At 68.6% G+C, this 26,506-nt stretch carries 27 protein-coding genes; 15 read left to right on the forward strand and 12 right to left on the reverse strand.

Annotation, left to right across the window (positions count from 1 at the left end; translation table 11 throughout):
* Positions 1-40 precede the first annotated feature (40 nt).
* The 3 genes from IEY68_RS01655 to IEY68_RS01665 all read right to left on the reverse strand — a co-directional run bounded on the left by IEY68_RS01655 (position 41) and on the right by IEY68_RS01665 (position 2,618).
* Positions 41-448: a nuclear transport factor 2 family protein gene (locus tag IEY68_RS01655; protein ID WP_062995728.1), complete on the reverse strand. Its 408-nt coding sequence runs from the start codon at positions 446-448 to the stop codon at positions 41-43.
* A gap of 273 nt (positions 449-721) precedes the next feature.
* Positions 722-1,114 (reverse strand): PPOX class F420-dependent oxidoreductase, encoded by a 393-nt coding sequence (locus IEY68_RS01660; protein WP_058855613.1) that lies wholly within the window; start codon positions 1,112-1,114, stop codon positions 722-724.
* A 31-nt stretch (positions 1,115-1,145) separates the two neighbouring features.
* Positions 1,146-2,618 (reverse strand): MFS transporter, encoded by a 1,473-nt coding sequence (locus tag IEY68_RS01665; protein ID WP_229718558.1) that lies wholly within the window; start codon positions 2,616-2,618, stop codon positions 1,146-1,148.
* 54 nt (positions 2,619-2,672) lie between these two features.
* Here IEY68_RS01665 and IEY68_RS01670 point away from each other — a divergent pair, with 54 nt between their 5' ends.
* Together IEY68_RS01670 and IEY68_RS01675 are read left to right on the forward strand one after the other, a co-directional pair.
* Positions 2,673-3,431 (forward strand): TetR/AcrR family transcriptional regulator C-terminal domain-containing protein, encoded by a 759-nt coding sequence (locus IEY68_RS01670; RefSeq protein ID WP_063916176.1) that lies wholly within the window; start codon positions 2,673-2,675, stop codon positions 3,429-3,431.
* A 355-nt stretch (positions 3,432-3,786) separates the two neighbouring features.
* A complete protein-coding gene (locus tag IEY68_RS01675) occupies positions 3,787-4,278 on the forward strand; it encodes a DUF4352 domain-containing protein (RefSeq protein ID WP_156426258.1) in 492 nt (163 codons plus the stop codon).
* 15 nt (positions 4,279-4,293) lie between these two features.
* Here IEY68_RS01675 and cobN read toward each other — a convergent pair whose 3' ends face one another.
* Positions 4,294-7,926, reverse strand: coding sequence for a cobaltochelatase subunit CobN (gene cobN / locus IEY68_RS01680; RefSeq protein ID WP_062995717.1), 3,633 nt, complete (start codon positions 7,924-7,926; stop codon positions 4,294-4,296).
* A gap of 221 nt (positions 7,927-8,147) precedes the next feature.
* Here cobN and IEY68_RS01685 point away from each other — a divergent pair, with 221 nt between their 5' ends.
* Together IEY68_RS01685 and cobG are read left to right on the forward strand one after the other, a co-directional pair.
* Positions 8,148-8,549, forward strand: a complete 402-nt coding sequence (locus IEY68_RS01685; RefSeq protein WP_058855611.1) for a PaaI family thioesterase — start codon at positions 8,148-8,150, stop codon at positions 8,547-8,549.
* A 35-nt stretch (positions 8,550-8,584) separates the two neighbouring features.
* A complete protein-coding gene (gene cobG / locus IEY68_RS01690) occupies positions 8,585-9,766 on the forward strand; it encodes a precorrin-3B synthase (protein ID WP_058855610.1) in 1,182 nt (393 codons plus the stop codon).
* 70 nt (positions 9,767-9,836) lie between these two features.
* Here the strand turns inward: cobG and IEY68_RS01695 are convergent, their stop codons facing one another.
* Both IEY68_RS01695 and IEY68_RS01700 read right to left on the reverse strand, forming a co-directional pair.
* On the reverse strand, positions 9,837-10,142 hold the full coding sequence (locus tag IEY68_RS01695; protein ID WP_058855609.1) for a hypothetical protein: 306 nt from the start codon (positions 10,140-10,142) through the stop codon (positions 9,837-9,839).
* A 211-nt stretch (positions 10,143-10,353) separates the two neighbouring features.
* Positions 10,354-11,205: an oxygenase MpaB family protein gene (locus tag IEY68_RS01700; RefSeq protein ID WP_229718559.1), complete on the reverse strand. Its 852-nt coding sequence runs from the start codon at positions 11,203-11,205 to the stop codon at positions 10,354-10,356.
* A gap of 224 nt (positions 11,206-11,429) precedes the next feature.
* Between IEY68_RS01700 and IEY68_RS01705 the strand changes: the two genes are divergently transcribed.
* Together IEY68_RS01705 and IEY68_RS01710 are read left to right on the forward strand one after the other, a co-directional pair.
* Complete coding sequence (locus IEY68_RS01705) at positions 11,430-12,557, forward strand: NDMA-dependent alcohol dehydrogenase (RefSeq protein ID WP_058855607.1); 1,128 nt, start codon at positions 11,430-11,432, stop codon at positions 12,555-12,557.
* 63 nt (positions 12,558-12,620) lie between these two features.
* Positions 12,621-13,688: an NAD(P)H-dependent amine dehydrogenase family protein gene (locus IEY68_RS01710; protein WP_058855606.1), complete on the forward strand. Its 1,068-nt coding sequence runs from the start codon at positions 12,621-12,623 to the stop codon at positions 13,686-13,688.
* An 8-nt stretch (positions 13,689-13,696) separates the two neighbouring features.
* On the opposite strand, the gene IEY68_RS01715 is transcribed toward IEY68_RS01710, so the two are convergent.
* Positions 13,697-14,122 (reverse strand): nitroreductase/quinone reductase family protein, encoded by a 426-nt coding sequence (locus IEY68_RS01715; RefSeq protein ID WP_058855605.1) that lies wholly within the window; start codon positions 14,120-14,122, stop codon positions 13,697-13,699.
* 90 nt (positions 14,123-14,212) lie between these two features.
* On the opposite strand from IEY68_RS01715, the gene IEY68_RS01720 reads away from it, so the two are divergent.
* Positions 14,213-14,623: a PPOX class F420-dependent oxidoreductase gene (locus IEY68_RS01720; protein WP_058855604.1), complete on the forward strand. Its 411-nt coding sequence runs from the start codon at positions 14,213-14,215 to the stop codon at positions 14,621-14,623.
* 158 nt (positions 14,624-14,781) lie between these two features.
* Here IEY68_RS01720 and IEY68_RS01725 read toward each other — a convergent pair whose 3' ends face one another.
* Positions 14,782-15,399: a lipocalin family protein gene (locus IEY68_RS01725; protein WP_058855794.1), complete on the reverse strand. Its 618-nt coding sequence runs from the start codon at positions 15,397-15,399 to the stop codon at positions 14,782-14,784.
* A gap of 88 nt (positions 15,400-15,487) precedes the next feature.
* Here IEY68_RS01725 and IEY68_RS01730 point away from each other — a divergent pair, with 88 nt between their 5' ends.
* From IEY68_RS01730 to IEY68_RS01765, 8 genes are all read left to right on the forward strand, one after another.
* Positions 15,488-15,844, forward strand: a complete 357-nt coding sequence (locus tag IEY68_RS01730; RefSeq protein WP_199804956.1) for a hypothetical protein — start codon at positions 15,488-15,490, stop codon at positions 15,842-15,844.
* 81 nt (positions 15,845-15,925) lie between these two features.
* Positions 15,926-16,768: a MerR family transcriptional regulator gene (locus tag IEY68_RS01735; RefSeq protein WP_058855602.1), complete on the forward strand. Its 843-nt coding sequence runs from the start codon at positions 15,926-15,928 to the stop codon at positions 16,766-16,768.
* A 231-nt stretch (positions 16,769-16,999) separates the two neighbouring features.
* Complete coding sequence (locus IEY68_RS01740; protein WP_229718560.1) at positions 17,000-17,449, forward strand: class I SAM-dependent methyltransferase; 450 nt, start codon at positions 17,000-17,002, stop codon at positions 17,447-17,449.
* Complete coding sequence (locus IEY68_RS01745) at positions 17,446-18,411, forward strand: SDR family NAD(P)-dependent oxidoreductase (protein WP_058855600.1); 966 nt, start codon at positions 17,446-17,448, stop codon at positions 18,409-18,411. Before IEY68_RS01740 ends, IEY68_RS01745 begins: the two co-directional genes overlap by 4 nt.
* Positions 18,412-18,544: 133 nt before the next feature.
* Positions 18,545-19,654: a 4Fe-4S binding protein gene (locus IEY68_RS01750; protein WP_063916177.1), complete on the forward strand. Its 1,110-nt coding sequence runs from the start codon at positions 18,545-18,547 to the stop codon at positions 19,652-19,654.
* A gap of 362 nt (positions 19,655-20,016) precedes the next feature.
* On the forward strand, positions 20,017-20,652 hold the full coding sequence (locus tag IEY68_RS01755; protein ID WP_058855599.1) for a precorrin-8X methylmutase: 636 nt from the start codon (positions 20,017-20,019) through the stop codon (positions 20,650-20,652).
* Positions 20,649-22,223 carry a precorrin-2 C(20)-methyltransferase gene (locus tag IEY68_RS01760; RefSeq protein ID WP_058855598.1) on the forward strand — a complete coding sequence of 525 codons (1,575 nt, stop codon included), beginning with the start codon at positions 20,649-20,651 and terminating at the stop codon, positions 22,221-22,223. The genes IEY68_RS01755 and IEY68_RS01760 overlap by 4 nt, the downstream gene beginning before the upstream one ends.
* A 56-nt stretch (positions 22,224-22,279) precedes the next feature.
* Complete coding sequence (locus tag IEY68_RS01765) at positions 22,280-22,807, forward strand: PadR family transcriptional regulator (protein ID WP_058855793.1); 528 nt, start codon at positions 22,280-22,282, stop codon at positions 22,805-22,807.
* A 171-nt stretch (positions 22,808-22,978) separates the two neighbouring features.
* Here the strand turns inward: IEY68_RS01765 and IEY68_RS01770 are convergent, their stop codons facing one another.
* From IEY68_RS01770 to dprE2, 4 genes are all read right to left on the reverse strand, one after another.
* Positions 22,979-23,743, reverse strand: coding sequence for a cobalt-precorrin-6A reductase (locus IEY68_RS01770; protein ID WP_082681454.1), 765 nt, complete (start codon positions 23,741-23,743; stop codon positions 22,979-22,981).
* A complete protein-coding gene (locus tag IEY68_RS01775) occupies positions 23,740-24,363 on the reverse strand; it encodes a DUF8020 domain-containing protein (protein ID WP_058855597.1) in 624 nt (207 codons plus the stop codon). The genes IEY68_RS01770 and IEY68_RS01775 overlap by 4 nt, the downstream gene beginning before the upstream one ends.
* Before the next feature lie 92 nt (positions 24,364-24,455).
* Complete coding sequence (locus tag IEY68_RS01780; protein ID WP_058855596.1) at positions 24,456-25,724, reverse strand: bifunctional cobalt-precorrin-7 (C(5))-methyltransferase/cobalt-precorrin-6B (C(15))-methyltransferase; 1,269 nt, start codon at positions 25,722-25,724, stop codon at positions 24,456-24,458.
* Positions 25,721-26,485, reverse strand: a complete 765-nt coding sequence (dprE2, locus tag IEY68_RS01785) for a decaprenylphospho-beta-D-erythro-pentofuranosid-2-ulose 2-reductase (protein WP_058855595.1) — start codon at positions 26,483-26,485, stop codon at positions 25,721-25,723. Before dprE2 ends, IEY68_RS01780 begins: the two co-directional genes overlap by 4 nt.
* Positions 26,486-26,506 lie beyond the last annotated feature (21 nt).

The following is a 26,506-nucleotide window of genomic DNA, read 5'->3' on the forward strand; positions in this document are numbered from 1 at the left end:
CCCGCGCCCGTGGCGCCGAGCGGCCTCCGGGCCCGGACCGCTACCGCGCTTCCGCGATCGCGGCGATCGCCTCACTCCGAATCCGGTCGAACTGCGCGGCCATCGCCTCGGCCAGCGCGCTCGCGGCCGAGAGTGGGCGCACCATCACCATGAAATCGTCGATTTTGCCGTCCTCGTCGAAATGCAGGAAATCGCATCCGGTGAGCCGTTTGCCCGCTACCGTCGCCTCGAAGACCAGCGCGTGATCGCGACCACCGGGGTCGGCGATCTCCCGGATATAGCGGAAGTCCTCGAAGACCCGCAGCACGCCGCGCAGAATGGCCGCGGTGAGAGGTTTGCCCGGGTAGGGCTTGAACGCCACCGGACTGGTGAACACCACATTGTCGGCCAGCAGCGCCTCGATGGCGGCGGTGTCGCGGTCCTCCACGGCCTTACGGAACGGGTGCATCCGGAACCTCACTCAGTCCATACGCCGACCGGGCCCTCGCCGACCGGTTCCCCGTGGACGCTATCGAGCTCGACCGGGGAAGTCCACGATCGTCCGGATCGTGAGTAGTGACGGGTCGCGACGGTCGGCACTGTCGACGAGGTGGGTGCCACACCGGACCGCGCCCGGCGACAACGCTCCGGCCCGTTACGAAAGCGGTAGCACAGTGCGCAAGTTACTGTTTCGAGTCGTCCGCTCCGTATTCTTCTCGGCAGTGACCGGTAGTGGCACTCGTCAGCCGGGGGATCCGGAGCGTCGGGTGATCGCGATCCCCACCGACCCGTCCGCCCCGCGCAGCAGTTTGTGACCACGGATCATGATCTTCCCGACCAGGCCGTATTTACTACCCACCACCGCCCGGGCGTGCTCGGTGCCCGCGGCATCCAGTATCTCGGCGGTGCCGGGCAGCACCTCCCCGCCGTCGGTGCGCCCGCGATTGTCCGAGATCTGCAGGGTGACCTCGGGGTTACGGCGGATCCGCTTGACCTTCCAGGAGGTCGGGTCGGTCCACACGAGGAGACGGTCGCCGTCGGGTGCCACCCATACCGGGGTCCCGACGGGCGAGCCGTCCCTCTTGTAGGTCGTCAGCGAAACATATTTGGCCTGCGCCAACTGCTCCCAGCTCATTGCTCCACGGTAGGCCGGGGGCGGGCCCACGTCACGGATTACGGACCGGGGTTTCCGCGGCGGCCGGTTCTTCGAGTCGGGCCGGGGCCGGGCGTGCACGCAGTACGATCGCGCCGAACAGAGCGGCCATCACGCTGAAGCCGGCGCTCACCCACGCCCCCACCGACACCGCGTCGGTGAAAGCGGTCTTCGCGGCGTCGGTGTATCCGAGTTCGAATGCCGCACCGATGGATGCACGGGCTGCCGAAGGCGCGTCGGCCGGCATCTGCGCGGTGAAGACCCCGGCCAGCACACTGCCCAGGATCGCGATACTCAATGCCATACCCACCTGCTGCAGAGTGTCGTTCAAGGCCGAGCCCACTCCCGCGTGCCGTAGCGGGATGGCGTTCATGATCGCGGTGTAGGCGGCCGGTCCGGCCAGACCGCCACCGATACCCATGACCAGCATGCTGGCCAGCACCCACAGGTATCCGGTGCCGACGGCCAGGATCGTGAAGGCGACGGCCATGACCGCCAACCCCGCGACGATCAGTGTCTTGTTCGCGAGATTCCTGCCCAGGGTGGCGCCGAGCCCGTTGAACACCGCGCCCGCCAGGGCGTAGGGCAGCAGCGCGAGACCGGCTTTCATCGGACCGTAGCCGAGTACGAATTGCAGGTACTGGGTGAGCATCAGCATCACGGCGCCCATACCGAACACCATGAGCAGCACGGTGGCGCAGGTCCCGGTGAAGTCGCGGTCGGCGAACAGTCCCAGTGGCAGCATCGGGTGTTCCTGCCGACGCTCCCACAGCACGAACGCGACGGCGGACACAACCGCCAGCACCAGTACCGGGATGTTCCACTCCCGCTCGATGATCAGGTACACGGTGGAGGCGAGAGCCAGGATCGACAACACCACAGCCACCCCGTCGATCGGGCGTTGTTCACCTCTGGTCTCGGGCATCAGCACGAGGGCGGCGACGATCGCCAGGACGGCCACCGGAATATTCAGCAGGAACACCGAACCCCACCAGTAGCGCTCCAGCAGCAGACCGCCCAGCGTAGGGCCGGCGACGATCCCGAGGATCGAGACGGTCGACCATGCCGCCAGCGCCATCCGGCGTTCGTCCTCGTCGAATGTGGTCATCAGGATCGACAGCGTCGAGGGCATCAGCAACGCCCCGCCGACACCCATGACGGCCCGGGCGGCGACGACCTGCCACGGTTCCGTCGCCAGCACCGCGGCCGATGAGCCCACGCCCAGGACTATCAGGCCGAGGATCAACATCAGCCGGCGGCCGAACCGGTCCGACAGGCTGCCCGCGGTGAGCAGTAGCCCGGCGAAGACCAGTACATAGGAATCGAGGATCCACTGGATATCGGAGGGGGTGGCGTCGAGTTCCCGGATCAGCGACGGGATCGCGATATTCAGCACGGTGCTGTCGATCATCAGCACCATCAGCGCCAGGCAGAGCGCGGCGAGGACGAGCCAGCGGCGCGGGTCTCGTACAGTGTTCGAGTTCACTCGCACACTGTACGACGAAATCGCACACTGTGCGACAGCAGTTAGGATCGAACTGTGGCCGACCAGTTCAGTAGCGTGTGGACCCGCACCCCCCGCCCACCCAGGACCTCGGGCCTGGACCGGGAACGGATCGTGCGGGCGGCGGTGGCGATCCTGGACAAGGAAGGTCTGGACGCGCTCAGCATGCGCAGACTCGGCGCCGAACTCGGGGCGGGCGCCACCAGCGTGTACTGGCATGTCGCGAACAAGAACGAGTTGCTCGAACTCGCGCTGGACGAGATCTGGGGGGCGATCGACGACGCCGGTCTGGAGCGAGCCTCGGGTCTGCGCGGGCTGCTCAGTACCTTCGCCTACAACTTCCGCAGTGCGTTGCTGGCCCACCCGTGGTCGGCGACACTCATCGGCCAGATCCCGAGTTTCGGCCCCCAGGCCTTCCGGCTGACCGAGCGGCTACGCCTGGCATTCACCGATGCGGGCTTCCGAGGCCTGGACGTCTACCTGGCCAGCGGCACCATCACCAGTTTCGTACTCGGCCAGGTCGTCCCGTTGATCGCGATGGAGAAAGCCCACGGCGGTCCCGTCGACCAGGACCAGGTGCGGCAGATCCTGGAGCAACTGAGTACGGATTATCCGCAGATGCGCGCCGACTACCGGACACTCATGTCGGAGGATTCCGCCCTCGGCAATGCGATCGGCTTCGATTTCGGTTTGCTGTGCCTACTGGACGGGCTGGAGGCCCGGCTACACGCCCAGCAGGCCGCGGACCCGGCGAACACGGTCCCGGACACGGCCGACGAATCCCGACACCCGTGACAACCGCCGGCGCGCACCGGCGAATCCGGAAGGAAAGCGTGCTCCCCGACAGCGCTGTGGACGCGGCTCGGGATCTGTTCGGCGCGGCGGACGGCGGCGCGGGCGTGTGATCGTGCGGTCCACGTAACGGTAAGGTCTCGGCAAGATCGAAAATCACATATTCGGTAAGAACCGTTGCCCGGGATGCGGTGGTCGGCGGTCGGCTTCTAGGCTCGCGGAGGGTCGCCGCCCGAGTATCCGCAACCACGGCGGCTCGTCCGGATACGGCGTTACAGCGACGCCGCACGCATCGCCCGGCCAACGGAGTGCCGGCACCGATACCGCCCCCGAGGGCCGACGACTTCGAAGGATCCCCGTGAAAAAGACCGTCATGGCCGCCGCTGCCGTTGTTCTGCCGCTGTTCTCGGCCACCGCCGCTGTCGCCGAGCCGGTACCGGTGATACCCGAACCGCCGGTGGCGGTCGCCGCGGACCCCGTTCCCGCCGGGCCGCTGGGCACCACATTCCCGGTCCGCACCGGGGGCGATATGGCCGTCACCGTCGGTGCCGCCGATACCGAGGTCGCGCCGCGCGCCGAAGGTCAGCAGGTACTCGTCTACGACGTCACCGCCGAACAGACCTCGGGCAACCCCTACTTCCTGCCGACGCTCGACCTGCGCATGGTGACTGCCGACGGGACGACCGTGTATCCGCTGACCGATGTGCCCGGTGCGTACCCGTCCGGCTTCCTGGAGCCTGGTCAGCCGCGCCACGGACTGGTGGCCTTCGGCATCGACGAGAAGCAGACACCGGCAAAGATCCTCTTCGCCACCAGCGACTACTTCGTGCAGAGCAGCTGGATCCTCTGACGCCGTATCGGCGGGTTACTCGAGCTCGCCCTCGGTCTCCAGGTAGACCTGGCGCAACCGGTCCAGGGTCTCCGATTCCGGGCTGGCCCACAACTTTCGTTCGGCCGCTTCGAGAAGGCGTTCGGCGATGCCGTGCAGCGCCCACGGGTTGGACTGCTCCATGAACTTGCGATTCGTCTCGTCGAAGACATAGCTGTCGGCGAGTTTCTCGTACATCCAGTCGGCGATCACATCGGTGGTCGCGTCGTAGCCGAACAGATAGTCGACCGTGGCCGCCATCTCGAAAGCGCCCTTGTAGCCGTGCCGGCGCATGGCCTCGAGCCAGCGTGGATTCACCACCCGGGCCCGGAACACCCGGGTGGTCTCCTCCGACAGGGTGCGGGTGCGCACCGCGTCCGGGCGGGTGCTGTCACCGATATAGGCCTCCGGGTTCTTCCCGGTCAGCGCGCGCACCGTGGCGACCATGCCGCCGTGGTACTGGAAGTAGTCGTCGGAGTCGGCGATATCGTGCTCGCGGGTATCAGTGTTCTTGGCGGCCACCGCGATCCGGCGGTACGCGGTGCGCATATCGTCGGCTGCCGGGGCGCCGTCGAGGTCGCGCCCGTAGGCGTAGCCGCCCCAGGTGGTGTAGACCTGCGCGAGATCGTCGTCGGTACGCCAGCTCTTGGAATCGATCAGCTGGAGCAGGCCCGCGCCGTAGGTACCCGGTTTCGATCCGAAGATACGGGTGGTGGCACGGCGTTCGTCACCGTGCTCGGCGAGATCGGCGCGGGTGTGGGCGCGCACGTAGTTCGATTCCGCGGGCTCGTCCAGTTCGGCGACGAGTCGTACCGCGTCGTCGAGCAGAGCCAGCACATGAGGGAACGCATCGCGGAAGAAACCGCTGATACGCACCGTCACATCCACCCGCGGCCGGCCCAGTTCCGCGAGATCGATCACCTCGAGTGTGGTGACCCGGCGGCTGGCCTCGTCCCAGACCGGACGCACACCCAGCAGCGCCAGCACCTCGGCGATATCGTCGCCCGAGGTGCGCATGGCCGAGGTGCCCCACACCGAGAGACCCACGGAGCGCGGGTATTCGCCGTGATCGGCGAGGTAGCGCTCGAGTAGTGATTCCGCCATGGCCTGGCCGGTTTCCCAGGCCAGCCGCGACGGGACGGCCTTCGGGTCGACGGAGTAGAAGTTGCGGCCCGTGGGCAGCACGTTGATCAGGCCGCGCAGCGGGGAACCACTCGGACCGGCGGGAATGAAACCGCCGTTCAGCGCGTGCAGCACACGGTCGATCTCGATCCCGGTCCCGCGCAGCCGCGGCACCACCTCGGTCGCGGCGAAACGCAGCACCGCGGCGACGGCCGCGCGGTCCGCACCGGCGGTGTCGAACAGTTCGGCCGCGTGAGCGTCCACGAGTTCGTCCACCGCGTCGGGCGCCCACCCGGCGGCCTGCAACGCGGCGACCAGTTTTCGCGCACGCGCCTCGACGGTATCGACCCGCTCCCGGGCCTCCCCACCGGATTCGCTGAGCCCCAGCGCCTCTCGCAGACCCGGCACCGACACCTCCCCACCCCACAGCTGCCGCGCCCGCAGCATGGCCAGGACGAGGTCCACCTCACCGTCACCGGCCGGGGCGCGGCCGAGAATATGCAGGCCGTCGCGGATCTGGACGTCCTTGATCTCGCACAGCCAGCCGTCGACGTGCAGCAGCATATCGTCGAAGGATTCCTCGTCCGGGCGTTCGGCCAGCCCCAGATCGTGGTCCATTTTCGCGGCACGCATGAGCGTCCAGATCTGCTGCCGGATGGCGGGCAGTTTGGCCGGGTCCAGGGTCGAGATATTCGCGTGCTCGTCGAGCAGCTGTTCGAGCCGGGAGATATCACCGTAGCTCTCGGCACGCGCCATGGGCGGGATCAGGTGATCCACCAGGGTCGCGTGCGCGCGGCGTTTGGCCTGAGTACCCTCCCCCGGATCGTTCACCAGGAACGGGTAGATCAGCGGCAGATCCCCCAGGGCGGCATCGGTACCGCACGCCGCGGACATACCCAGGGTCTTACCTGGCAGCCATTCCAGGTTGCCGTGCTTACCCAGATGCACCATCGCGTCGGCGCCGAAGCCACCGGCCTCGGGATCGGTGGAAAGCCAGCGGTAGGCGGCCAGGTAGTGATGGCTGGGCGGGAGATCGGGGTCATGGTAGATGGCGACCGGGTTCTCCCCGAAACCGCGCGGCGGCTGCACCATCAGCACCACATTGCCGAATCGCAGTGCGGCGATCACGATCTCGCCGCGGGGGTCGGCGGAGCGGTCGACATAGAGCTCACCCGGCGGCGGTCCCCACGCCTCGACGACCGCGGTGCGCAGTTCCCCGGGCAGGGTGTCGAACCAGGCGGTGTACACCTCGGCACCGATCCGCACGGGATTGCCTTCGAGCTGTTCGGCGGTGAGCCAGTCGGGATCCTGACCGCCTGCCGCGATGAGGGCGTGCATCAGCGCATCGCCGTCACGTTCCGCCAGGCCCGGGACCTCACCCGTGGCGCCGAGATCGTATCCGGCGGTACGCAGTTCGGTGAGCAGCGCGATGGTGCTGGCCGGAGTGTCGAGTCCGACGGCATTGCCGATCCGGGCGTGTTTGGTCGGATAGGCCGACATCATGAGCGCCAGACGTTTGCGATCCGCGGGAATATGCCGCAGCCGTGCGTGCCGCACCGCGATCCCGGCGACCCGGGCTGCACGTTCGGCGTCGGGAACGTAGGTGGACAGTCCGTCGGAGTCGAACTCCTTGAAGGAGAACGGCACCGTGATGAGCCGGCCGTCGAACTCGGGCACCGCGACCTGGGTCGCCACATCCAGGGGAGACAGTCCGTCGTCGTTGGCCTCCCACTGGGCACGACCACTGGTCAGGCACAACCCCTGCAGGATCGGAACATCCAGTTCGGCGAGGGCTCCGATATCCCAGGCCTCGTCGTCGCCGCCCGCCGAGGCGAGTGCCGGTTTACTGCCGCCCGCGGCCAGGACGGTGACCACCAGTGCGTCGGCCTGCCGGAGAGTGTCCAGCAGTTCGGGTTCGGCGGTACGCAGCGACGCGCAGTAGACAGGCACCGGTACCGCGCCGGCGTCCTCGATCGCGCCGCACAAGGCGTCGACATAGCCGGTGTTTCCGGCCAGATGCTGCGCCCGGTAGTAGACGACACCGACGATCGGTTTCCCGGCCACCGGTTCGGCATGTCGGGCAGTACGTTCGAGCCGGCCCCAACTGGGCAACTGCACCGGCGGCTCGAATCCGTGACCGGTGAGCAGAACCGTATCGGACAAGAAGTGGTGCAGCTGCCGCAGATTCTGCGGACCGCCGGCCGCCAGATAGTTGTGCGCGTCGGAAGCCACACCCACCGGCACGGTCGAACATTCCATGAGCTCGGCGTCGGGGGCCATCTCACCACCGACTGCCACCACCGGCACACCGCTGGCCCGCACCGCGGCCAGACCGTCTTCCCAGGCCCGCTTACCGCCGAGAATTCGCACGATCACCAGATCGGCGTCCGCGAGCAGACCGGGCAGATCGTCCACCAGCAATCGGGCCGGATTACCCCACCGATAGTCGGCGCCGCTGGCGCGCGCGCTCAGTAGATCGGTATCGGAGGTGGACAGCAGCAGAATCACAGCGATGACCTTCCTGGGGTGACGCGCCCGTGGGGGGTTGTGTGCTCGCCGGAGAGGGTCTGGCTGTGTCAGTGGCGCGACCGCACCGGAGTTCCACCGGTTTCCTCGTGGCCCGTCGAGCCCCCGGATGCTACCGCGAACACCGCGGCCCTCCTTTCCCCGGCTGCCCGCTCCCTACGCTCACTTGCCGATCCACCCACATCGAGGGTTAGCTGCACGCCATGACCGACGACGCGGGTACCGCGCTCTTCCACCAGTCCATGCCCTTCACCGAGCGCCTCGGCATCGAGGTCCTCGAGCACGGCCCCGCCCTGGTGCGCAGCCGCATCGCCTGGGACGCGACACTGTGCACGCTCGGCGGAGCGCTGCACGGCGGTGTGCTGATGGCGCTGGCGGATTCGACCGCCGCGGTCTGCGCGTTCCTCAATTTGCCCGAGGGCGCCCAGGCGACCACCACGGTGGAATCGAAGACGAACTTCCTACGCGCTGTGCGGTCGGGTCACGCCGAGGCCTCGTCTCGTCCGCTCCAGGCCGGACGGTCGTTCATCGTGGTCGAGACCGAGGTGCGCGATGAGGCGGGCACGCTGGTCGCGAAGGTGACCCAGACCCAGGCGGTGCGCTGAACCGGCCCTGCCGGGCGCCGTATCCTGGTCGGATCATGGCACGTACCGATCCCGATTCCTGCCCCGGTGTCCTGCGCCTGCACGAGGCCGCCGACGGCCCGCTGGCGCGGGTCCGGGTCCCGGGGGGCACGCTCACGCCCGAACAGTTGCAGACGCTCGCCGCGGCGGCCCACGATCTCGCGGACGGCGCTGTCGAACTGACCTCGCGCGGCAATATCCAACTGCGCCGGATCCGGGATACGAACGCACTCGCCGAACGTCTGGCCGCGGCCGGCCTGCTACCGAGCCGGACCCATGAGCGGGTGCGCAATATCATCGCCTCTCCCCTGTCCGGACGAGTCGGTGACCACCCTGATATCCGGCCGCTGGTGGCCGCGCTGGACACGGGTCTGCTCGGCTCGCCGCGACTGGCCGCACTGCCCGGCCGGGTGCTGTTCACCCTGGACGACGGCCGCGGTGATGTGAGCCCGCTGCGCCCGGATATCGGTCTGCACGCGCTCGGCGGCGACCGATCCGCCCTCCTGCTGGCCGGCCGGGACAGCGGGATCCGCGTGACCGGCACCGACGCGGCCGAGGTACTGCTGGCGGCGGCGCACGGATTCCTCGAACTCGCCGACCGACAGTGGCGACTGCACGAGGTCGAGGACGGCGTCGCGCGACTGACCGCACTGCTGGGGCTGGAACCCGGGCCCGACCGGCTGGAATTCACCGGCCCCGCCGACCCGCCGATCGGCTGGCTGCCCCAGCACGACGATCTCGTCGCGCTCGGTGCGGGCGTACGCCTGGGTTCTCTGCCCGCCCGGACCGCCGAATTCCTCGCCGCCGTCGAACGCCCGATCCTGCTCACCCCGTGGCGCAGCCTGATCGTCACCGACCTCGAAGAGGGCGCCGCCGAACAGGTCGTCCGAGTGCTGGCGCCGATGGGCCTCATCTTCGACGCCACCTCACCGTGGCTGCGGATCACCGCCTGCGCGGGGCAGCCGGGGTGCGCGAAATCGCATACCGATATCCGGGCCGACGCCGCGGCCGCCGTCGAATCGGGCCGGACGGATAGCCCCGGTACCGGTTCCGATACTCCGATCCCGGCCGGTGAGATCACTACGACCGGGCGGCAGCACTGGTCCGGTTGCGAACGCCGTTGCGGCCGGCCGACGGTGGCGGTCACGGAGGTCACGGCCACTCCCGAGGGGTACCGGGTGGCACTGCCGCGCGACTGAGTTGTGGATCTCGCCGAGCACTCCGCCGGGGCGTCCGCCGCCGGCAGCGGCCGGCGGGCCGCGTAGTCCGCTACTGCTGTGACGTCGAGGATTTTTCGATCGGCCGCGAACGACGGTCGCCGTCGTCCTGTTTGCCGTGACTGGCGAGAAGGAGAACGACGATCAATAGCCCCATCACCGCCGCGACGGCCAGCGAAGCCGACGGCTTGCGCAGCTGCTCGGCTTCCTCACGCGCCGACATATCCTCCGGGAACACGGGGACGGCTCCGGCGGTGTGCTGCTCGGGTCGTACTTCGGCTGCCGGGCATCCGTTCGACCGATTCGAATTTCCGGGGACGAACGACGAACTACCTTGGCGGGCCTGAACAGTGAGCATGCGGAAATGGTATCGGCGTCCGACCGCCGGACTTTCGGAAACTTCCCGGTAATGGGGAATTAACTTCGCATCAATGCGAGGGTGTCCCAGGTCACGTACCCGCCGGTCAGCGGCTCGGAGCCGGGATCAGCAGGCCCCCAAGGCAAATCGAGCCGGTGTGACGTACGGTACGCTGTCGGCCCCCGTCGCGATTTGTGTCGCAAACCATAGGTCAACCGGCCCGGACGCGCCGGACACCCGCGTAGGCGCGCGGGGCGTACCGAAGGCGATCGGGCAGCAGCGGCCAGACCGCGCGCACCGCTGATGCGAAGATCCCGAACAACCGCTGATCGACCGCTGTCCAGCGCAGGTTCAGGATCTCCCGGGCACGTTCGGGCATCAACGCGTTGGCCAGCCAGACGTTGAACGCCATCACCGGCCGCCAGATCACCGACCACACCGGTTCGGGAATACCGGGCATCGCCGGAATCCGGACGCTGCCCAGCCGGAGCGCGAAATCGGTGGTGATGTTGGCCTCGAGCACCTCGTCGATGGTGCGGTTCCAGTATTCCTCGAATTCCGCGTAATTCGCGACCAGCACCCGATCGGACAGACCGTACATCCGCCACCAGGTGAGGCCTTCGGCGATCAACTGATCCTTCTCCGCCTCGGTGAGCGGGATCCCGAAGTGTTCGTTGAGCGCGATGGTGAGCTCGACGAAGGTCGCATGGGTCCACCAGTACACATCGGGATCAAGCGCGTGATAGCGCTCGCCGCGGGAATCCGTACCCTTCAGCGGACGGTGGTAGTCCCGCACCCGAGCCGCCTGCGCCTCGTTGTCAGCGTCGTAGATCATGCCCTGGATCTGCGGTAGCGAGCGGATGAGACGGTCCCAGGGATCTCGGAAGAAGTTCGAATGGTCCTGCAGGGCGGCGCCCACCGCCGGATGCATGTTCTGCAGGATGCCGGTGCGGCCGAGGAACAGCATGTTCCGCAGGTCTCCGGCGTACTTCCAGGTCAGCGACCCGGGTCCGATCGATGCCCCCACGAGACGGGATGTGGCGGCGATATCCGGAGCACCCACGATCTGACCTCCTTGTCGAACGGCGCGAAACTCTGAGACGAATAGTAGGTCATCATCTCAGCATCTCGCTCCGCGCGGGTGGTCGGCCGCATACCCGGAGGATTCCGGGACACCTGGCACCAGAGTGTCGTATCGTCGCCTGGACTGATGTCCATACACTTGTGCATAAGCCGGGACCGTAGCCGTCACGGGCCCGGAAGTGGTAGGAGAAAGCAGGTTCACCGATGAAGACCAAGGGCGCTCTCATCTGGGAATTCGATCAGCCGTGGCAGATCGAGGAGATCGAGATCGGCGATCCCCGCAAACACGAGGTGAAGATCCAGCTGGAAGCGGCCGGGATGTGCCATTCCGACCACCACCTGGTGACCGGCGGGATCCCCATGATGGGATTCCCGGTACTCGGCGGGCACGAAGGCGCCGGCATTGTGACCGAGGTCGGCGAAGGTGTGGAAGATCTCGCGGCCGGCGATCACGTCGTACTGTCGTTCATCCCGTCGTGCGGAAAATGTAGATCCTGTCAGGCGGGTCTGCGCAATCTGTGCGACCTCGGCGCGCTCCTGCTCGCGGGCACCTCGGTGACCGACGGATCGTTCCGTATCCAGGCACGCGGCCAGGATGTCTACCCGATGGCTCTGCTGGGCACCTTCTCCCCGTACATGGTGGTGCACGAGAGTTCGGTGGTGAAGATCGACCCGTCGATCCCGTTCGAGGTCGCCTGCCTGGTCGGCTGCGGTGTCACCACCGGCTACGGCTCGGCCGTCCGCACCGCTGATATCCGGCCGGGCGAGGACGTCGCCGTCATCGGCCTGGGCGGGGTGGGTATCTCCGCGTTGCAGGGCGCCGTCCACGCGGGCGCGCGCTACATCTTCGCGGTCGATCCGGTGCCGTGGAAACGCGAACAGGCCCTGAAGTTCGGCGCCACCCACGCCTACGCGACCATCGAAGAGGCGACCGCCGGCTGCGCGGAGATCACCTGGGGCGGGATGGCCAAGAAGGTGATCGTGACCGTCGGCGAGGTGCACGGCGAGGATGTCGACAGCTGGATGGGCATCACCGCCAAAGCCGGAACCTGCGTGCTCACCGCCATGGGCAATCTGACCGAGAACAAGACCACGCTGAACCTGGCGATGCTCTCGTTGCTGCAGAAGAATCTGCAGGGCACCATCTTCGGCGGCGGCAATCCGCACTACGACATCCCGCACCTGCTGTCGATGTACCAGGTCGGCAAGCTGAATCTCGACGATATGGTCACCCGGCAGTACCGGCTCGAGGACATCAACGACGGGTACCAGGACATGCTCGCCGGGCGCAATATCCGCGGCATCATCCGCTACACCGACGCGGACCGCTGATCGCACCACGACCGGCATCGGACCCGCACCACGGCCGGAGCCGGGATGCGACGAGGAGGACCTATGAGTTACCGGGTCGTACAGTGGGCCACCGGATCGGTCGGCCGGGCAGCACTGGAATGCATCATCGACCATCCCGAGCTCGAACTGGTGGGCTGCTGGGTCCACTCGCCCGATAAACGCGGACGCGATGTGGGCGAGTTCATCGGCCGGGCACCCCTCGGAGTGACCGCGACCGACAGCCGCGAGGAGATCCTCGCGCTACCCGCCGACGCTGTGGTCTACGCGCCGCTGCTGCCGCGCCCGAAAGAAGTGGCGGCACTGCTGCGGTCCGGGAAGAACGTGGTGACACCGGTCGGCTGGTTCTACCCCACCGACGAACAGGCCGAGCCGGTACAGCAGGCCTGCTCGGAGGGCGGGACCACCCTGCACGGCACCGGTATCGATCCCGGCGGGGTCACCGAGGTGTTCCCGCTGCTGCTGTCGGCCATGTCCGCGGCGATCACCTTCGTCCGCGGCGAGGAGTTCTCCGATATCCGGACCTACGGCGCACCCGACGTGGTCCGCCACATCATGCGGTTCGGCGCCACTCCGGCCGAGGCCGCCGCGGGACCGATGACCCAGCTGCTCGATGCCGGATTCCGCCAATCGGTCCGGATGATCCTGGACACCCTGGGATTCACCGGGTCTCCCGAGATCCGGACGATACATCAGCTGGCGGTCGCGACCGCGCCGATCGAATCACCCATCGGCACCATCGAACCCGGGCAGGTCGCCGGTCAACGCTTCCATTGGGAGGCGGTGACCAACGAGGAGACCGTCGTCCGGATCGGGGTCAACTGGCTGATGGGCCAGCAGCACCTCGATCCACCGTGGACCCTCGGCGCGGGGGGCGAACGTTTCGAGATCGAGATCGACGGCGATCCGGGCACTTTCGTGACCATCCGCGGCTGGCAACCCGAACCCGGCGATCCGCCGGAGGCCAAGAACCCGGGAATAGCCGCGACGGCCGCGCACTGCGTCAACTCCATCCCGTACGTATGCGCGGCCGAACCGGGTATCCGGACGTCGGTCGAATTGCCGATGGTGACCGGCCGCGCCCATCCGAGGTTTTCGACGAATCGGGGCTGAGCCGGGTATCAGACGCGGCGCAGCGCCAGGACGGGAATGGTGCGGAACCCGGCCGCCTTCTGCTCGTATTCGGCGAATCCGGGGTATCGGCGGGCCTGTTCGCCGTAGATCCGGTCGCGCTCGGAGCCCGAGAGTTCCGTCACGGTGACCGAGTAGGTCTCGGTGCCCCGCTCCACCGTGGCCTGCCCGGCGGTGGTCAGATTGTGGTACCAGTCCGGATTGGTGGGCGCGCCGGCCTTACTGGCGAATACGTAGACCACGTCCTCGGGTGCCTGTTCGTCGGCCATGTACATCATCGGCGTCACCGATTCGCGACCGGTACGCCGGCCGAGATGATGCACCAACGCCAGCGGCGCACCCTCGAACGGCCCGCCGACCCGGCCCTCGTTGGCGCGGAATTCCTCGATGATCCCGTCGTTCCAATCGTCTGCCATACCCGGCATTATCCAGCGGAACACCGGCGGCGCCCGCACTCCGGGTCGTGCGGCGGGTCCTCACGGCGACCGGCTGTCACACTACGGATCATGGCGTTCACCGACGATCCCGACGGCGACCGGTTCTTCGCACTGCGCACCTTCCGCGCCGACGGCACCCCGGTCGTCACCACGATCTGGCTGGCCCCCGCGGACGGCCGCTGGTACGGATACACCCCGGCCCGCTCCTGGAAAGTGCGGCGGATCGAGCAGGACCCCCGGGTCGAGGTGGCGCGCTCCACGTTCGCCGGGACACCGACCGGCACCTGGCAACCGGGCACTGCCCGAATCCTGCCCTCGCACCGGTTGCGCGTGGCCAGACGGGCCATGACCGCGAAATACGGTGCGGAGTTCCGGGTTTTCGTACTGGTCACGCTGCTCGGGCGCTTCCGCCGCAACGGCGGACCCGCGGTCGGGCTCGAAATCGAGGTGTCGGGGGATCTGCCCCTGCTCCGGCGGTGAAACCCCTCGAGTGACCAGTGCCCGTCTGCGGAACGTACGGGCACCGGTTGGGATCCGGCTCGACCTGAACCCCGGCGGCGACCGTCACGTGTGCGGCGACGAGGTGCGCTACGTCTCGGTCCCGGACCAACGGGTTGCCGATCGACGTGCCACGGTCGCTATCGCAGGCACAGCGGCGCGATATCGGACCGACCGCCGGTGGTGGGCGAGGTGAGGTACATACACGGCGTCTGCCCCGCCGCGGCGATCGCCGACTTCACCTGCTCCCAGGTCGGGGCGTCCAGCGCAGCCGAACGGGACAGCACGAAACCGGACAAGCGGCTCGGGTCGGTCACCAGCGCCCAGGAGTAATCGGGTGCGAGGGCGGTGACTATGTAGTTCGTCGGGCCGTCGAGCATATTCTGGCTCGGCACCCCCGGAAAGCTGACGTGCAGCTGCGCGCCCGTCACCGGGTCGTTCACCTTCGCGGTACCGCGGATCTCGTTCAGACCGCCGGACCAGGTGGTACACGAGTTGTGCACGGCGATATTCCCCTGCGGATCGAGTGTGTACTCCGCACGGGTGTCACGCGCGCACTCGAGATTGAACGGCTGGGGTACCGCGGCGAGCTGGTTCCAGACGCCGAGGTACCGGTTCAGGTCCAGTGCGGGAACAGGCGCCGGGCCGGGGGGCAGTAGGGGTTGGGCGAGCGCGCTACCGCCGGAGGCGAGGGCACCGAAGGTGACGAGGGCGGCCACGAAGCCGGCCGTGCGGCGAACTGTGCGATGTGCTGTCACGAAAAACTCCTCGCGTTCGACGGTGTTCGACCACTTTAGCTCATATAGATGCATAATCGATGCATACCCGGTCAACCCAGGAGGATCGATGGTAGCTATGCGAATCGCCCGGTTCGTGGGAGCGGCCACGGCGTGTCACGGACTCGCCGTGGCGATCCGCCCGGCCGTGCTGTTGCGGCCGTGCGGCTGGGATGACGACCACCCCGGCCGCCGCGCCCTGGCCCGCCACCACCATCTCGCCTCGGGCCTCGGCACGGCCCTCGCCCCCACCCCGGCCGCCCTGCGTATCGCCACGGGCTGCCGGGTGTTCTCCGATTTCTCCGACGCCGGGGCCTTCGCCACCGCGCTGCGTGGGCGACCCGAACGCGCGAAGGCCGCCGCGGTGACCGCCGGCTGGGGCCTGCTGCGCGGCGCGGCGGGCCTTACCGCGACGAGGACGCCATGAGCGCGGCCGTGCGGCCGCGGCACCCATCCCGAACACCCGGGTCCGCCCGGGACGGCGAATCGGAACAGGCAGAATAAAACGATGCCCGACGGTTCCGCCTCCGCCACCGACGCGGCCGGCTACACCGTACGCGCGGTCGCCGACCGGCTCGGCATCCCCACGGCGACCCTGCGCAGCTGGAACCGGCGTTACGAGATCGGCCCCACCGGGCACCGGCCGGGCACCCATCGCCTGTACACCGAAACGGATATCACCCAGCTCAACCGGATGATCGAACTCATCCGCGGGGGCGCCACCCCCGCCGGTGCCGCGGCCGTGGTGCGATCACCTACCGCGGCACCCGGCGATCCGTCCTCGCTACTCGCCGCCGCCTTCGCACTCGACTACCGCTCGGTGACAGCCCAATTGATGGCGAATCTCCGGGCGAACGGTGTGGTGGACACCTGGGAGCGACTGTGCCGCCCCGCTTTCGCCGATATCGTCGCCCGGCAGCTCGGCGGCGAGGGGTGCATCGATATCGAGCACCTGCTCTCCTGGTGCATCACCTCGGCGCTGCACCGCAACAACCCACCGGACCGGTTGCGGCCCCGGCCCATCGTGCTCGCCTGTACCGGCGGCGAAACGCACGCCCTCCCGCTCGAGGTGCTGCGGGCCGCACTCGCCGAACGTGAGATCGGCGCCCAGATGCTCGGGGCGGATGTCCCCACCGGCGCCCTCACCGACACGCTGGCCCGATTGGAGCGCCCCGCCGACCTGGTGCTGTGGTCCCAGCACGAATCGACCGCGCTGACCTCCAGCGTGCGTGCGGGCACCACGGCGGGTGCCCGCGTCTTCGTCGGCGGACCGGGCTGGGACGTGGTCATCCTCCCCGCGGCCGTCGAACGCCTGGCGAGTCTGCCCGAGGCGGTCCGGCAACTCGGCTGAGTCGCCCGCCCGCTCGCCGCCCGGCACACCCATCCGCCGCCGCGCGTACGCGAACCACCTCGCGGCCGCATCACCCGTTCGATCGTCGATTTCCGCACCGGGTCGCCAATAAACACAAAACGATGCATACTCGATGCAGAGAAGCGGCCCGTGACCGCCGAGTGGAGGAGTGTGATGGTCGAGTGCAGAACAGGCCGGTCCATCCGGCGGTTCGCGGTGGTTTCGGTCGAGATGGTAGAAGACGTCGGATGCGAATATCTCGATATCTACTTTCGATCTATCGAGAAGCAGCCGGCACCCGGTGGCCGGGCGGCGCTACAGGCGATCACCATGCCGGACCATCGCATACGCGCCACTCGCGATACCTACACCTGGATCCAGAAGTACATCTTCCCCGGCGGTTTTCTGCCCGCCACCCGGCTGATCACCGATACCGTCGCCCGCGGCACCGGCCTGCGGGTCACGGAGCGGTTCTCGATCGGCGAGTACTACGCGCACACCCTGCGCCTGTGGCAGGAGCGCTTCGATGGGTATACCGACCGGGTGAGCGCGCTCGGCTTGGACCCCGTGTACAGCGGATGCGGCGGTTCTATCCGGCCTACGCCGCGGCTGGGGTCCGCAGCGGCTACTTGGATGCCGAGCAGGTCGTGCCGGCCAGACGAGACGAGGTGTGATCTATGATCCGTGCAGTCGATACTCTCCTCGACCGGACGATAGTTCCCGGCTACACCCGCCTCGGTTACCACCTGCGCAAGGCCTGCTGGACCCGTAACGATCCGCCCACCGATGCCCTGCACGGCAAAACCGCGCTGGTCACCGGCGCGAACTCGGGAATCGGTCGATCGATCGCCACCCGGTTCGCGGGCCTGGGAGCCCGCACCGTGCTCGCGGTCCGCGATCCGGGCCGCGGTGAGCGGGCCCGCCGGGAGATCCTCGACGCCGTCCCCGGTGCCGCGGTGGAGCTGGCGATCTGCGATATCGCCGAACCCGGCAGCGTCGACACCTGCGTCCGGACCCTCGCCGAACGCCTCGAGACCCTGGATGTCCTCGTCCACAACGCGGGTGTGCTCCCCGCCGACCGCGCCGAGAACTCCGCCGGGAACGAACTGACCCTGGCCACCCATGTCCTCGGACCGCTGCGGTTCACCGACCGGCTCACCCCGCTGCTGGCGGCGTCCGGCGACGCCCGGATCATCTTCATGGCCTCGGGCGGGATGTATGTCCAGCCGCTGCCCGTCGACGATCCGCAGTATCGCAGCGGCGAGTATCGCGGCGCCACCGCCTACGCCCGCACCAAACGTATCCAGGTGGCGTTCGGCCCGCTGCTGGACGGACGTCTCGCCGACCACGGGGTCAGCGTGCACAGTATGCATCCGGGCTGGGTCGATACCCCCGGGATCACCGCGGCCCTCCCCCGCTTCGGTTCCGCGCTGCGTCCGGCGATGCGCACCGCCGACGAGGGCGCCGATACCGCGGTATGGCTGGCCACCACCGCTCCGGCGCCGCTCTCGGGTCATTTCTGGCACGACCGCCGGATCCGCGACGAACACTATCTGCGGCACACCCGCTATCCGGAGCACGAACTGCTGTCACTCTGGGAATACTGCCTCGGCCGGGCGGAGGTGGCATTGCACCCGCATTGACCGCGACCGCGCGTACCACCGGTGATCACGGCCCGCCCCGGCACGGGTGTGTCCGGTCGGCCGATGAATTCCGCTCCGCCGCACCGTCCTTCCTTTCGAACCCGCGTGGATCTCGTGACGAGAAGGAGTCCCGATGCCGGATACCGACCACGACCCGGCCGCCCCGCGGCGGCTGTCGCAGCATCCGACCGTCCAGGCGATGGCCGGCCGGGAACGAACGAAACCCGATCCGGTGCTGTCCGCCGACCGGCTCCGCGAGATCTGCCTCGCGGCCGGTGCCGACGATGCCGGGTTCGTCGCGGTGGACGATCCGCGGGTGGCCGACGAGCTGGAGCACGCGCGGGGGATCCTGCCCACCGCCCGCACCTTCGTCGCGTTCTGTGTGCGGATGAACCGGGATAATCTGCGCAGTCCGCAACGCAGTCTCGCCAATACCGAGTTCAATCACGCCGACGACGAGACCAACGACGTATCCCGCCGGATCACCCGGGCACTACAGGACGCCGGATATCGCGCCGTGTACCCGGCACCGGGATATCCGATGGAGGTCGAGCAGTTCCCCGGGCGTATCTGGGTGATCGCGCACAAGGTGGTGGCCGAGGCCGCCGGACTGGGGGTCATGGGCATCCACCGCAATGTGATCCATCCCCGGTTCGGAAATTTCGTCCTGCTCGGCACCGTGGTGACCGATGCGGCGGTCGATACCCCGAGCGCGCCGCTGGATTTCAATCCCTGCCTCGAATGCAAACTCTGTGTCTCGGCCTGCCCGGTCGGTGCGATCACTCCGGACGGTGGCTTCGATTTCCAGGCCTGCTACACGCACAACTACCGCGAATTCATGGGCGGTTTCACCGATTGGGCGGAAACGGTCGCCGACAGTGCCGATCGTGACGACTACCGGCAGCGCGTCGCCACCGGCGAATCGTTCTCGATGTGGCAGAGCCTGTCGTTCAAACCGAATTACAAAGCCGGCTACTGCATGGCCGTATGCCCGGCCGGCGAGGATGTGATCGGCGCCTACCTCGACGACCGCCGAGGCCATCTCGACGACGTGGTCCGGCCGCTACAGAGCAAGTCCGAACCGGTCTACGTGCTGCCCGGTTCCGCGGCCGAAGAGCATGTGGCGCGGCGCTTCCCGAACAAGACTCCCAAGCAGGTCACCAACGGGTTCCCGGACGAGGTCAACGCTCTTCTCGACCAAATCGGCCCACGCCCGCGGGGCAACACCGGCGAGGCCGGGTAGACCGGATCCGCTCGGATTCGGCGCCGGCCCTCCACCGCATCACAGTGCCCGGCCGGCGGCCCGCCGCGTACCTCCGGACCCAGCGCGAGCTTCCGAGCCCGGCACGAGCTTCCGAACCTCGCGGCGAGCTTCCGACCCGGCACGGGCTTGGGCTCGGGTACCCCGCGGGTCGATGTCTGTGGGTTCCGGCAGGTGGCGAGCCGATACCGGGCCCGGTCGACTGTCACGGTCTCCTGGCCGCACCGCAGCGAGCACGCCCCTCGTCCACCAGTGATGGGCGAGGGCACCGCAATGATCCCGCAGGGTCGGCGCAGACCCACCCGCACCGGCTCGGCGCGCCGCGCCCGGCATAGGGTGTCCGCATGCCCGACACGCGCACCAGCTACGTCACCGACGCGGCCGAGATCTACCGCCGGTCGTTCTCGATCATCCGAGCCGAGGCCGACCTGGATCGCTTCCCGGCCGATATCGCGCAGGTGGTCGTGCGGATGATCCACGGCTGCGGTCAGGTCGACCTGGCCGGGGATGTGCTGTTCACCCCGGGCGTGGTCGCGGCGGCCCGGACGGCGCTGCGCGCGGGCGCGCCGATCCTGTGCGATGCGAATATGGTCGCCTCCGGGGTCACCCGTACGCGGCTGCCCGCGGACAACGAAGTGCTCTGCCTGCTCCGGGACCCCCGGGTGCCGGAATTGGCGGCCGAACTGGGCACGACCCGATCGGCGGCGGCACTGGAGCTGTGGCGGGAGCGGCTCGACGGGGCGGTGGTGGCCATCGGCAACGCGCCGACGGCCCTTTTCCACCTCCTGGACATGATCGCCGCCGGAGCGCCGAAACCCGCCGCGATACTCGGGATACCGGTGGGCTTCGTCGGCGCGGTCGAATCGAAAGAGGCGCTCGCCGCGAGCCTGGGGGTCGACTACCTGACGGTGCGGGGGCGGCGCGGCGGGAGCGCGATCACCGCCTCCGCGTTGAATGCGATTGCGAGTGAAGTGGAATGACAGTGCGTGCGGGGAAACTCTGGGGGGTCGGGCTCGGCCCGGGCGATCCGGAACTGGTGACGGTGAAAGCGGCCCGGGTGATCACCGACGCCGATGTGATCGCCTTCCACAGCGCGCGGCACGGTCGCAGTATTTCGCGCGGTATCGCGGAACCGTATATGCGGCCGGGCCAGCTCGAGGAACATCTGATCTATCCGGTCACCACCGAGACCACCGACCATCCCGGCGGGTATCAGGGCGCGATCGACGAGTTCTACACCGCGGCCGCCGAACGGCTGGCCGCCCATCTGGCGGCGGGGCGCTCGGTGGCGCTGCTGGCCGCCGGTGACCCTCTGTTCTACAGCTCCTATATGCATATGCACCGGCGGCTGGCCGACCGGTTCGAGGCCGAGATCATCCCGGGTATCACCTCGGTGAGCGCGGCCTCGGCAGCGCTGGGTACTCCGCTGGTCGAGGGCGAACAGGTACTGACGGTCCTGCCCGCGACACTGCCCGCCGACGAACTCACCCGCCGGCTCGCCGACAGCGACGCGGCCGCGATCATGAAACTCGGCCGCACCTACCCCACCGTCCGCAAGGCCCTCGCCGATTCCGGCCGCCTCGATCGCGCCTATTACGTGGAGCGGGCCAGCACCGGGCGCGAACGGGTATCGGCCGCCGGAGACGTGGACGAATCCCAGGTCCCGTACTTCGCGATCACCATCGTCCCGGGCCCCGAACCGACCACGCCGATCCCCGCGGGACGGGCCGCGACCGGCGTCGAACCGATCGAGCGCGCCGAACAGACCGGGATACCGGGGGCCGCCGCGGACGGCGACGCATCCGGTGTGGGCGAGGTCGTGGTCGTCGGCCTCGGCCCCGGCGATACGCGGTGGACCACTCCGGAGGTGACCGCGGCGCTTGCCGCCGCCACCGATCTGGTCGGTTACACGACCTATATCGACCGCGTCCCGGCCCGCCCGGGACAGCGGCGCCACAGCAGCGATAACAAAGTCGAGTCCGAACGCGCCGCCATGGCGCTGGACCTGGCCCGCCGCGGCGCCCGGGTCGCCGTGATCTCCTCGGGTGATCCGGGCGTGTTCGCCATGGCCGCGGCCGTCCTGGAGGAATCCGCGGACCCGCAGTGGGCGGGCGTTCCGGTACGGGTGCTGCCCGGCATGACCGCGGCGAACGCGGTGGCCAGCCGGGTCGGTGCCCCGCTCGGCCACGACTACGCCACCATCTCGCTCTCCGACCGGCTCAAACCGTGGGATGTGGTGGCCGCGCGACTCGCGGCCGTGGCCGCCGCCGATATGGCGATCGCGGTGTACAACCCCGCCTCGAGCAAACGCACCTGGCAGGTCGGCGCGATGAAGGACATCCTGCTCGAACACCGCGCGCCGGATACTCCGGTGGTGCTGGGGCGCGATGTGGGCGGACCGACCGAATCGGTACGGGTGGTGACGCTGGGCGAACTGGTACCCGCCGAGGTCGATATGCGGACCCTGCTGATCATCGGAGCCTCCACCACCGCCGTGGTCGACGCCGGCGAGCAACCCCGGGTCTATACGGCGCGGCGCTATACCACCTGAGCACACCCCATCCGATAGCATTCCACTATGGAATAGTCGGTGGAAGGGACAACGTGGTGAACGGCAAACAGAAGCGGCCGCTGAACTCCACGGCCGCCTCACTTCTGGGGTTTTTGCACGAGGGACCGATGTCGGGCTGGGATCTGGTGACACTGGCCCAGGACCGCATCGGCGATTTCTGGACCATCACCCAGAGCCAGGTGTACCGGGAGCTCGCCACCATGGACTCGGCGGGTCTGGTGGTCAAGGGCGAAACGGGCGCCCGGGAGCGCACTCCGTACCGCATCACCGACGCGGGGCGCGCCGAATTCGCCGAATGGATAGCCCGTGACCCGAGCCCGGAGACCATCCGGTTCCCGCTCCTGCTGACCCTGCATTTCGGCGGGCATCTCGAGCCCGCGCATCTGGCCTCGATCATCAACAATGCCCGCAAGATCCACCAGGAGCGGCTGGACCGTTACCGCGCCGAGGAAGCCGTCCCGGATCTGTCCCCACATCTGCGGGCGACACTCGAATTCGGTATCGGATACGAACGCGCGGTCCTCGACTGGTTCGATCGGCTCCCCGAACTGCTCGGCTCCTGAACTCACCGGACCCACTCCACGAACCGTCCTTCGAGCCGCAGTGCGATTCGGCCCCGCACCGGCCGCAGTGGGCCGGACCCGGCCGTGTCGCACGGCCGCAACCGGCGGTGCCGCGGCGGACCTATCGATCCGCGAACGCGATTCCGGACCTTCCGAGGGCGGTCACCTTCATCAGGTGCGGCCGCTGCCCGGGCCCCCGGCGGTCCACGTGGACAACACTTCTCGCGCTTCGTCGACCGTGCCGACCACGGTGATCCCGGTCGGCACGGGCGGACGGTCCACGACCACCACCGGGATCCCGGCGGTTCGCGCGGCGGTGAGTTTCGCGGCCGTGGCCGTACCACCGCTGTTCTTGGTGACCACGACGTCGATACGGTGCCGGGCCAGCAGAGCGGATTCCTCCTCGACGGTGAACGGACCACGCGCCAAGAGGATTTCGTGCCGCGGGGGCAGTGCGCCCTCGGGCGGGTCGATGGCACGGATCAGATACCAGGGCCGCGGGTGACCGGCGAAGGCCGCGACCCCCTGACGACCGATGGTCAGCAGTATCCGCTCCCCCAGTTCGGCCGATACGCGCGCGGCGGCCGCCAGATCGGGCACCCGAAGCCAGTGGTCGCCCGGTTCGGCGTGCCAGCCCGGCCGGCTCAACCGGATCATGGACAGGCCGAGTTGCCCGGTGGCCTGCGCGGCATGCGCGGTCATCGTGGCCGCGAAGGGATGGGTGGCGTCGACGACGAGTTCTATCCGATTGTCCTCCAGCCATTTCCGCAGCCCCTCGACACCACCGAACCCGCCGATCCGCACCTCCCCCACGGGCCGGATCGGGTCGGATACGCGACCGGCGAGCGAGGACACGATCTCGTGTTCTCGCTCGCCGGCGAGCAATCGGGCGAGTTCCCGGGCTTCCCCGGTCCCGCCCAGCAGCAGAATTCTCAGGGCTGGCCGCTGAAATAGGCGATGGCCGAATCCAGCAGCGGCGGGCCGCCCGCGACCGCGAGGCCGATACCGGCGCCGATGATGGCACCCGGGATGAGACCGACGCCCAGGAACAGGAACCCGATCCCCGCGCCGATGGCGGCACCCACGGCCGCGCCCAGCGACGCCGCCTGCAGTTCACTCATGAACCACTGCTGGGAGCCGATGAACTGCGCCTGCGACGGCGCGCCCGCGACCGGGGTGGCCTGCGGAGTCAGGGTCAACCGGCTGCTGCCCTCGTCGATGGTGGCGGCGACCGCGACCACCTGGCCGCCGGTGGACTGGGTGAGCGGGATACTGGTGAGGTGCTCCCCGGCGGCGTTGCTCAGCACGACCGCGTTGTTGGTGGTGTCGAGACTGAACGCACCGCCGGATACCGTGGTGACCAGCGATTTTCCGGTCTGGGCCAGCCCCAGGGTGTAGTCGACGCCGCGATCGTGACCGGTGACCTCCGGAACCGCGTTCTCCTGCTGCTCGACAGCGGGCGCCGCCGGAGCGGGCGCCGCGTAGCCCGTGCCCGCGGCGATACCGGTGGCCGCGGCCGCCATGATCGCGGTCGCGGCGAACTTCTTGTATTTCACAATCGATCTCCCCGTCACGCGCGAATCCGCCTGACCCGCGCTAGGAACTCCCGTGACCTTACTACCGATGCCCGAGTCGTCCATTCGTGTTGTCACATACGGGAAGTGTCCCCGGCGCGGCCCTTCACGACCGACCACTGGGTCACCGGGAGCTGGGGCCGCCACGTGGTGAAGCGTCCCAGCGGTTCCCCGCGGTAGACCTGGAAGCGGCGCAGACCTCCGCCATGCGCCGCCGACCAGTTCAGCAGCAGCGCCTCCGACTCCGCGGTGACCGCGTTGGCCACCAGCCGTCCCCCGGCGGGCAACCGCGACCAGCAGTGCTCGAACAATCCCGGCGTGGTCAGGCCGCCACCGAGGAAGATCGCATCGGGATCGGGCAGTGCCGCGCCTCCGGCGAGTTCGGCCACGGCCTCGCCACGCACCTCGATATCGGGCACACCGAGCCCGGTCGCGTTGGCGGTGATCTGGTCCCGGCGCCGCTGCAGGATCTCGAAAGCGATCGCCCGGCAGGCGGGGTGGGTGCGGCACCATTCGATAGCGATACTGCCCGATCCTCCACCGATATCCCACAGGGTCTCACCGGGGCCGGGCGCGAGGGCCGCGAGCGTGAGGGTCCGGATCTCGGTTTTGGTGAGCTGCCCGTCGCCGCTGTAGGCACTGTCGGGTAATCCGGGGAGCCTGGTGCGGCGGGTGTGCCCGGGTTCGGTCGCCGCGGTCACGGCGACGATATTGAGCGGGTCGCCCGGGGATTCGCGCCAGGTGCCGGCGATCCCGGACACCAGCCGTTCCGACGACCCGCCCAGCTGCTCCAGCACCGTCAGCGCCGAAGATCCGAAACCGTTGCCGCGCAGCAACTCCGCGACCTTCGCCGGCGTCCCGGCGTCAGCGCTGAGCACCAGTACCCGCCGCCCTTCGGCCAATTCGGGCAGTAGGCGCTCGAGCGGACGGCCGACAGCGCTGACGATTCCCACGTCCGCGACCGGCCAGCCGAGCCGGGCGCATGCCAGCGATACCGCCGACGGCTGGGGGAACACCCGCAGCGAGCCCGGACCGAGCAATCGCGCGAGGGTGACCCCGATCCCGTAGAACATGGGGTCACCGCTGGCGAGGACTCCGAGCCGGGTATCGCGATACCGGTCCAGCAGTCCGGGTAGAGCGGGCAGCAGCGGCGACGGCCACGGTTCCCGATACGCGGTTACCTCGGCGGGGAGCAATGCCAGCTGCCGCGCCGAACCGAACAGCACCGCGCAGTCGCGCAGCACCCCCCGGGATCGGTCGGGCAGCCCGGCCCAGCCGTCGGCGCCGATACCCACCACCGGAATCGGCGGCCCCGCCCAGCTGAGCGCGGGGTCGGCGGTCACCGCGGCAGCCGCCGCCAGACGGCCTGCGGCAACAGGCGCATCCCGAAGAACACCGGACGCAGAATCCCCGGTATCCAGACCCGCGCGGACCGTCGACCCAGCGCGGTCACCACCGCGGCGGCGACCTGGTCGGGAGTACTGGAGAAGGGGGCCGGGCTCATGCCCTCGGTCATCCGGCCCACGACGAATCCCGGCCGCGCCAGGAGCAGATGCACGCCACTGCCGTGTAGCGCGTCGGCCAGGCCGGAGGCGAAACCGTCCAATCCGGCTTTGGCCGATCCGTATACGTAGTTCGCGCGCCGCACCCGGATCCCCGCCACCGAGCTGAACACGACCAGGTGACCGCTGCCCCGGGCTCGCATCTCGTTGGCCAGCACGGTCAGCACGCTGATCTGCGCGGTGTAATCGGTGTGAACGACCGCCAGGGCATGGGCGGGATCGGCCTCGGCCCGGTCCTGTTCGCCCAGCACTCCGAAAGCCAGCACCGCGACCCCGATCGGCCCGTAGTCGGCCGCGATCTTGCCGAGCAGCGCGGCATGGCTCGATGTATCGTCGGCGTCGAATTCCACCGGATACACCGCTGTCGCACCGGCGGCGGTGAGCGCCGCGGTCTCGCAGTCCAGGTCCTCGCAGCGCCGCGCGGCCAGCACCACCGCCCGCCCGGGCGCGAGCCGCAGCGCGACCTGCAGGCCGATCTCACTGCGTCCACCCAGTACCAGCACCGTGCCCGGGTCGACCCCTCGTGTTCGACGCACAACCATGCGCTCAGTCTGTCATCCGCA

Source organism: Nocardia jinanensis (genome assembly GCF_014645735.1).
Lineage (GTDB): Bacteria > Actinomycetota > Actinomycetes > Mycobacteriales > Mycobacteriaceae > Nocardia > Nocardia jinanensis.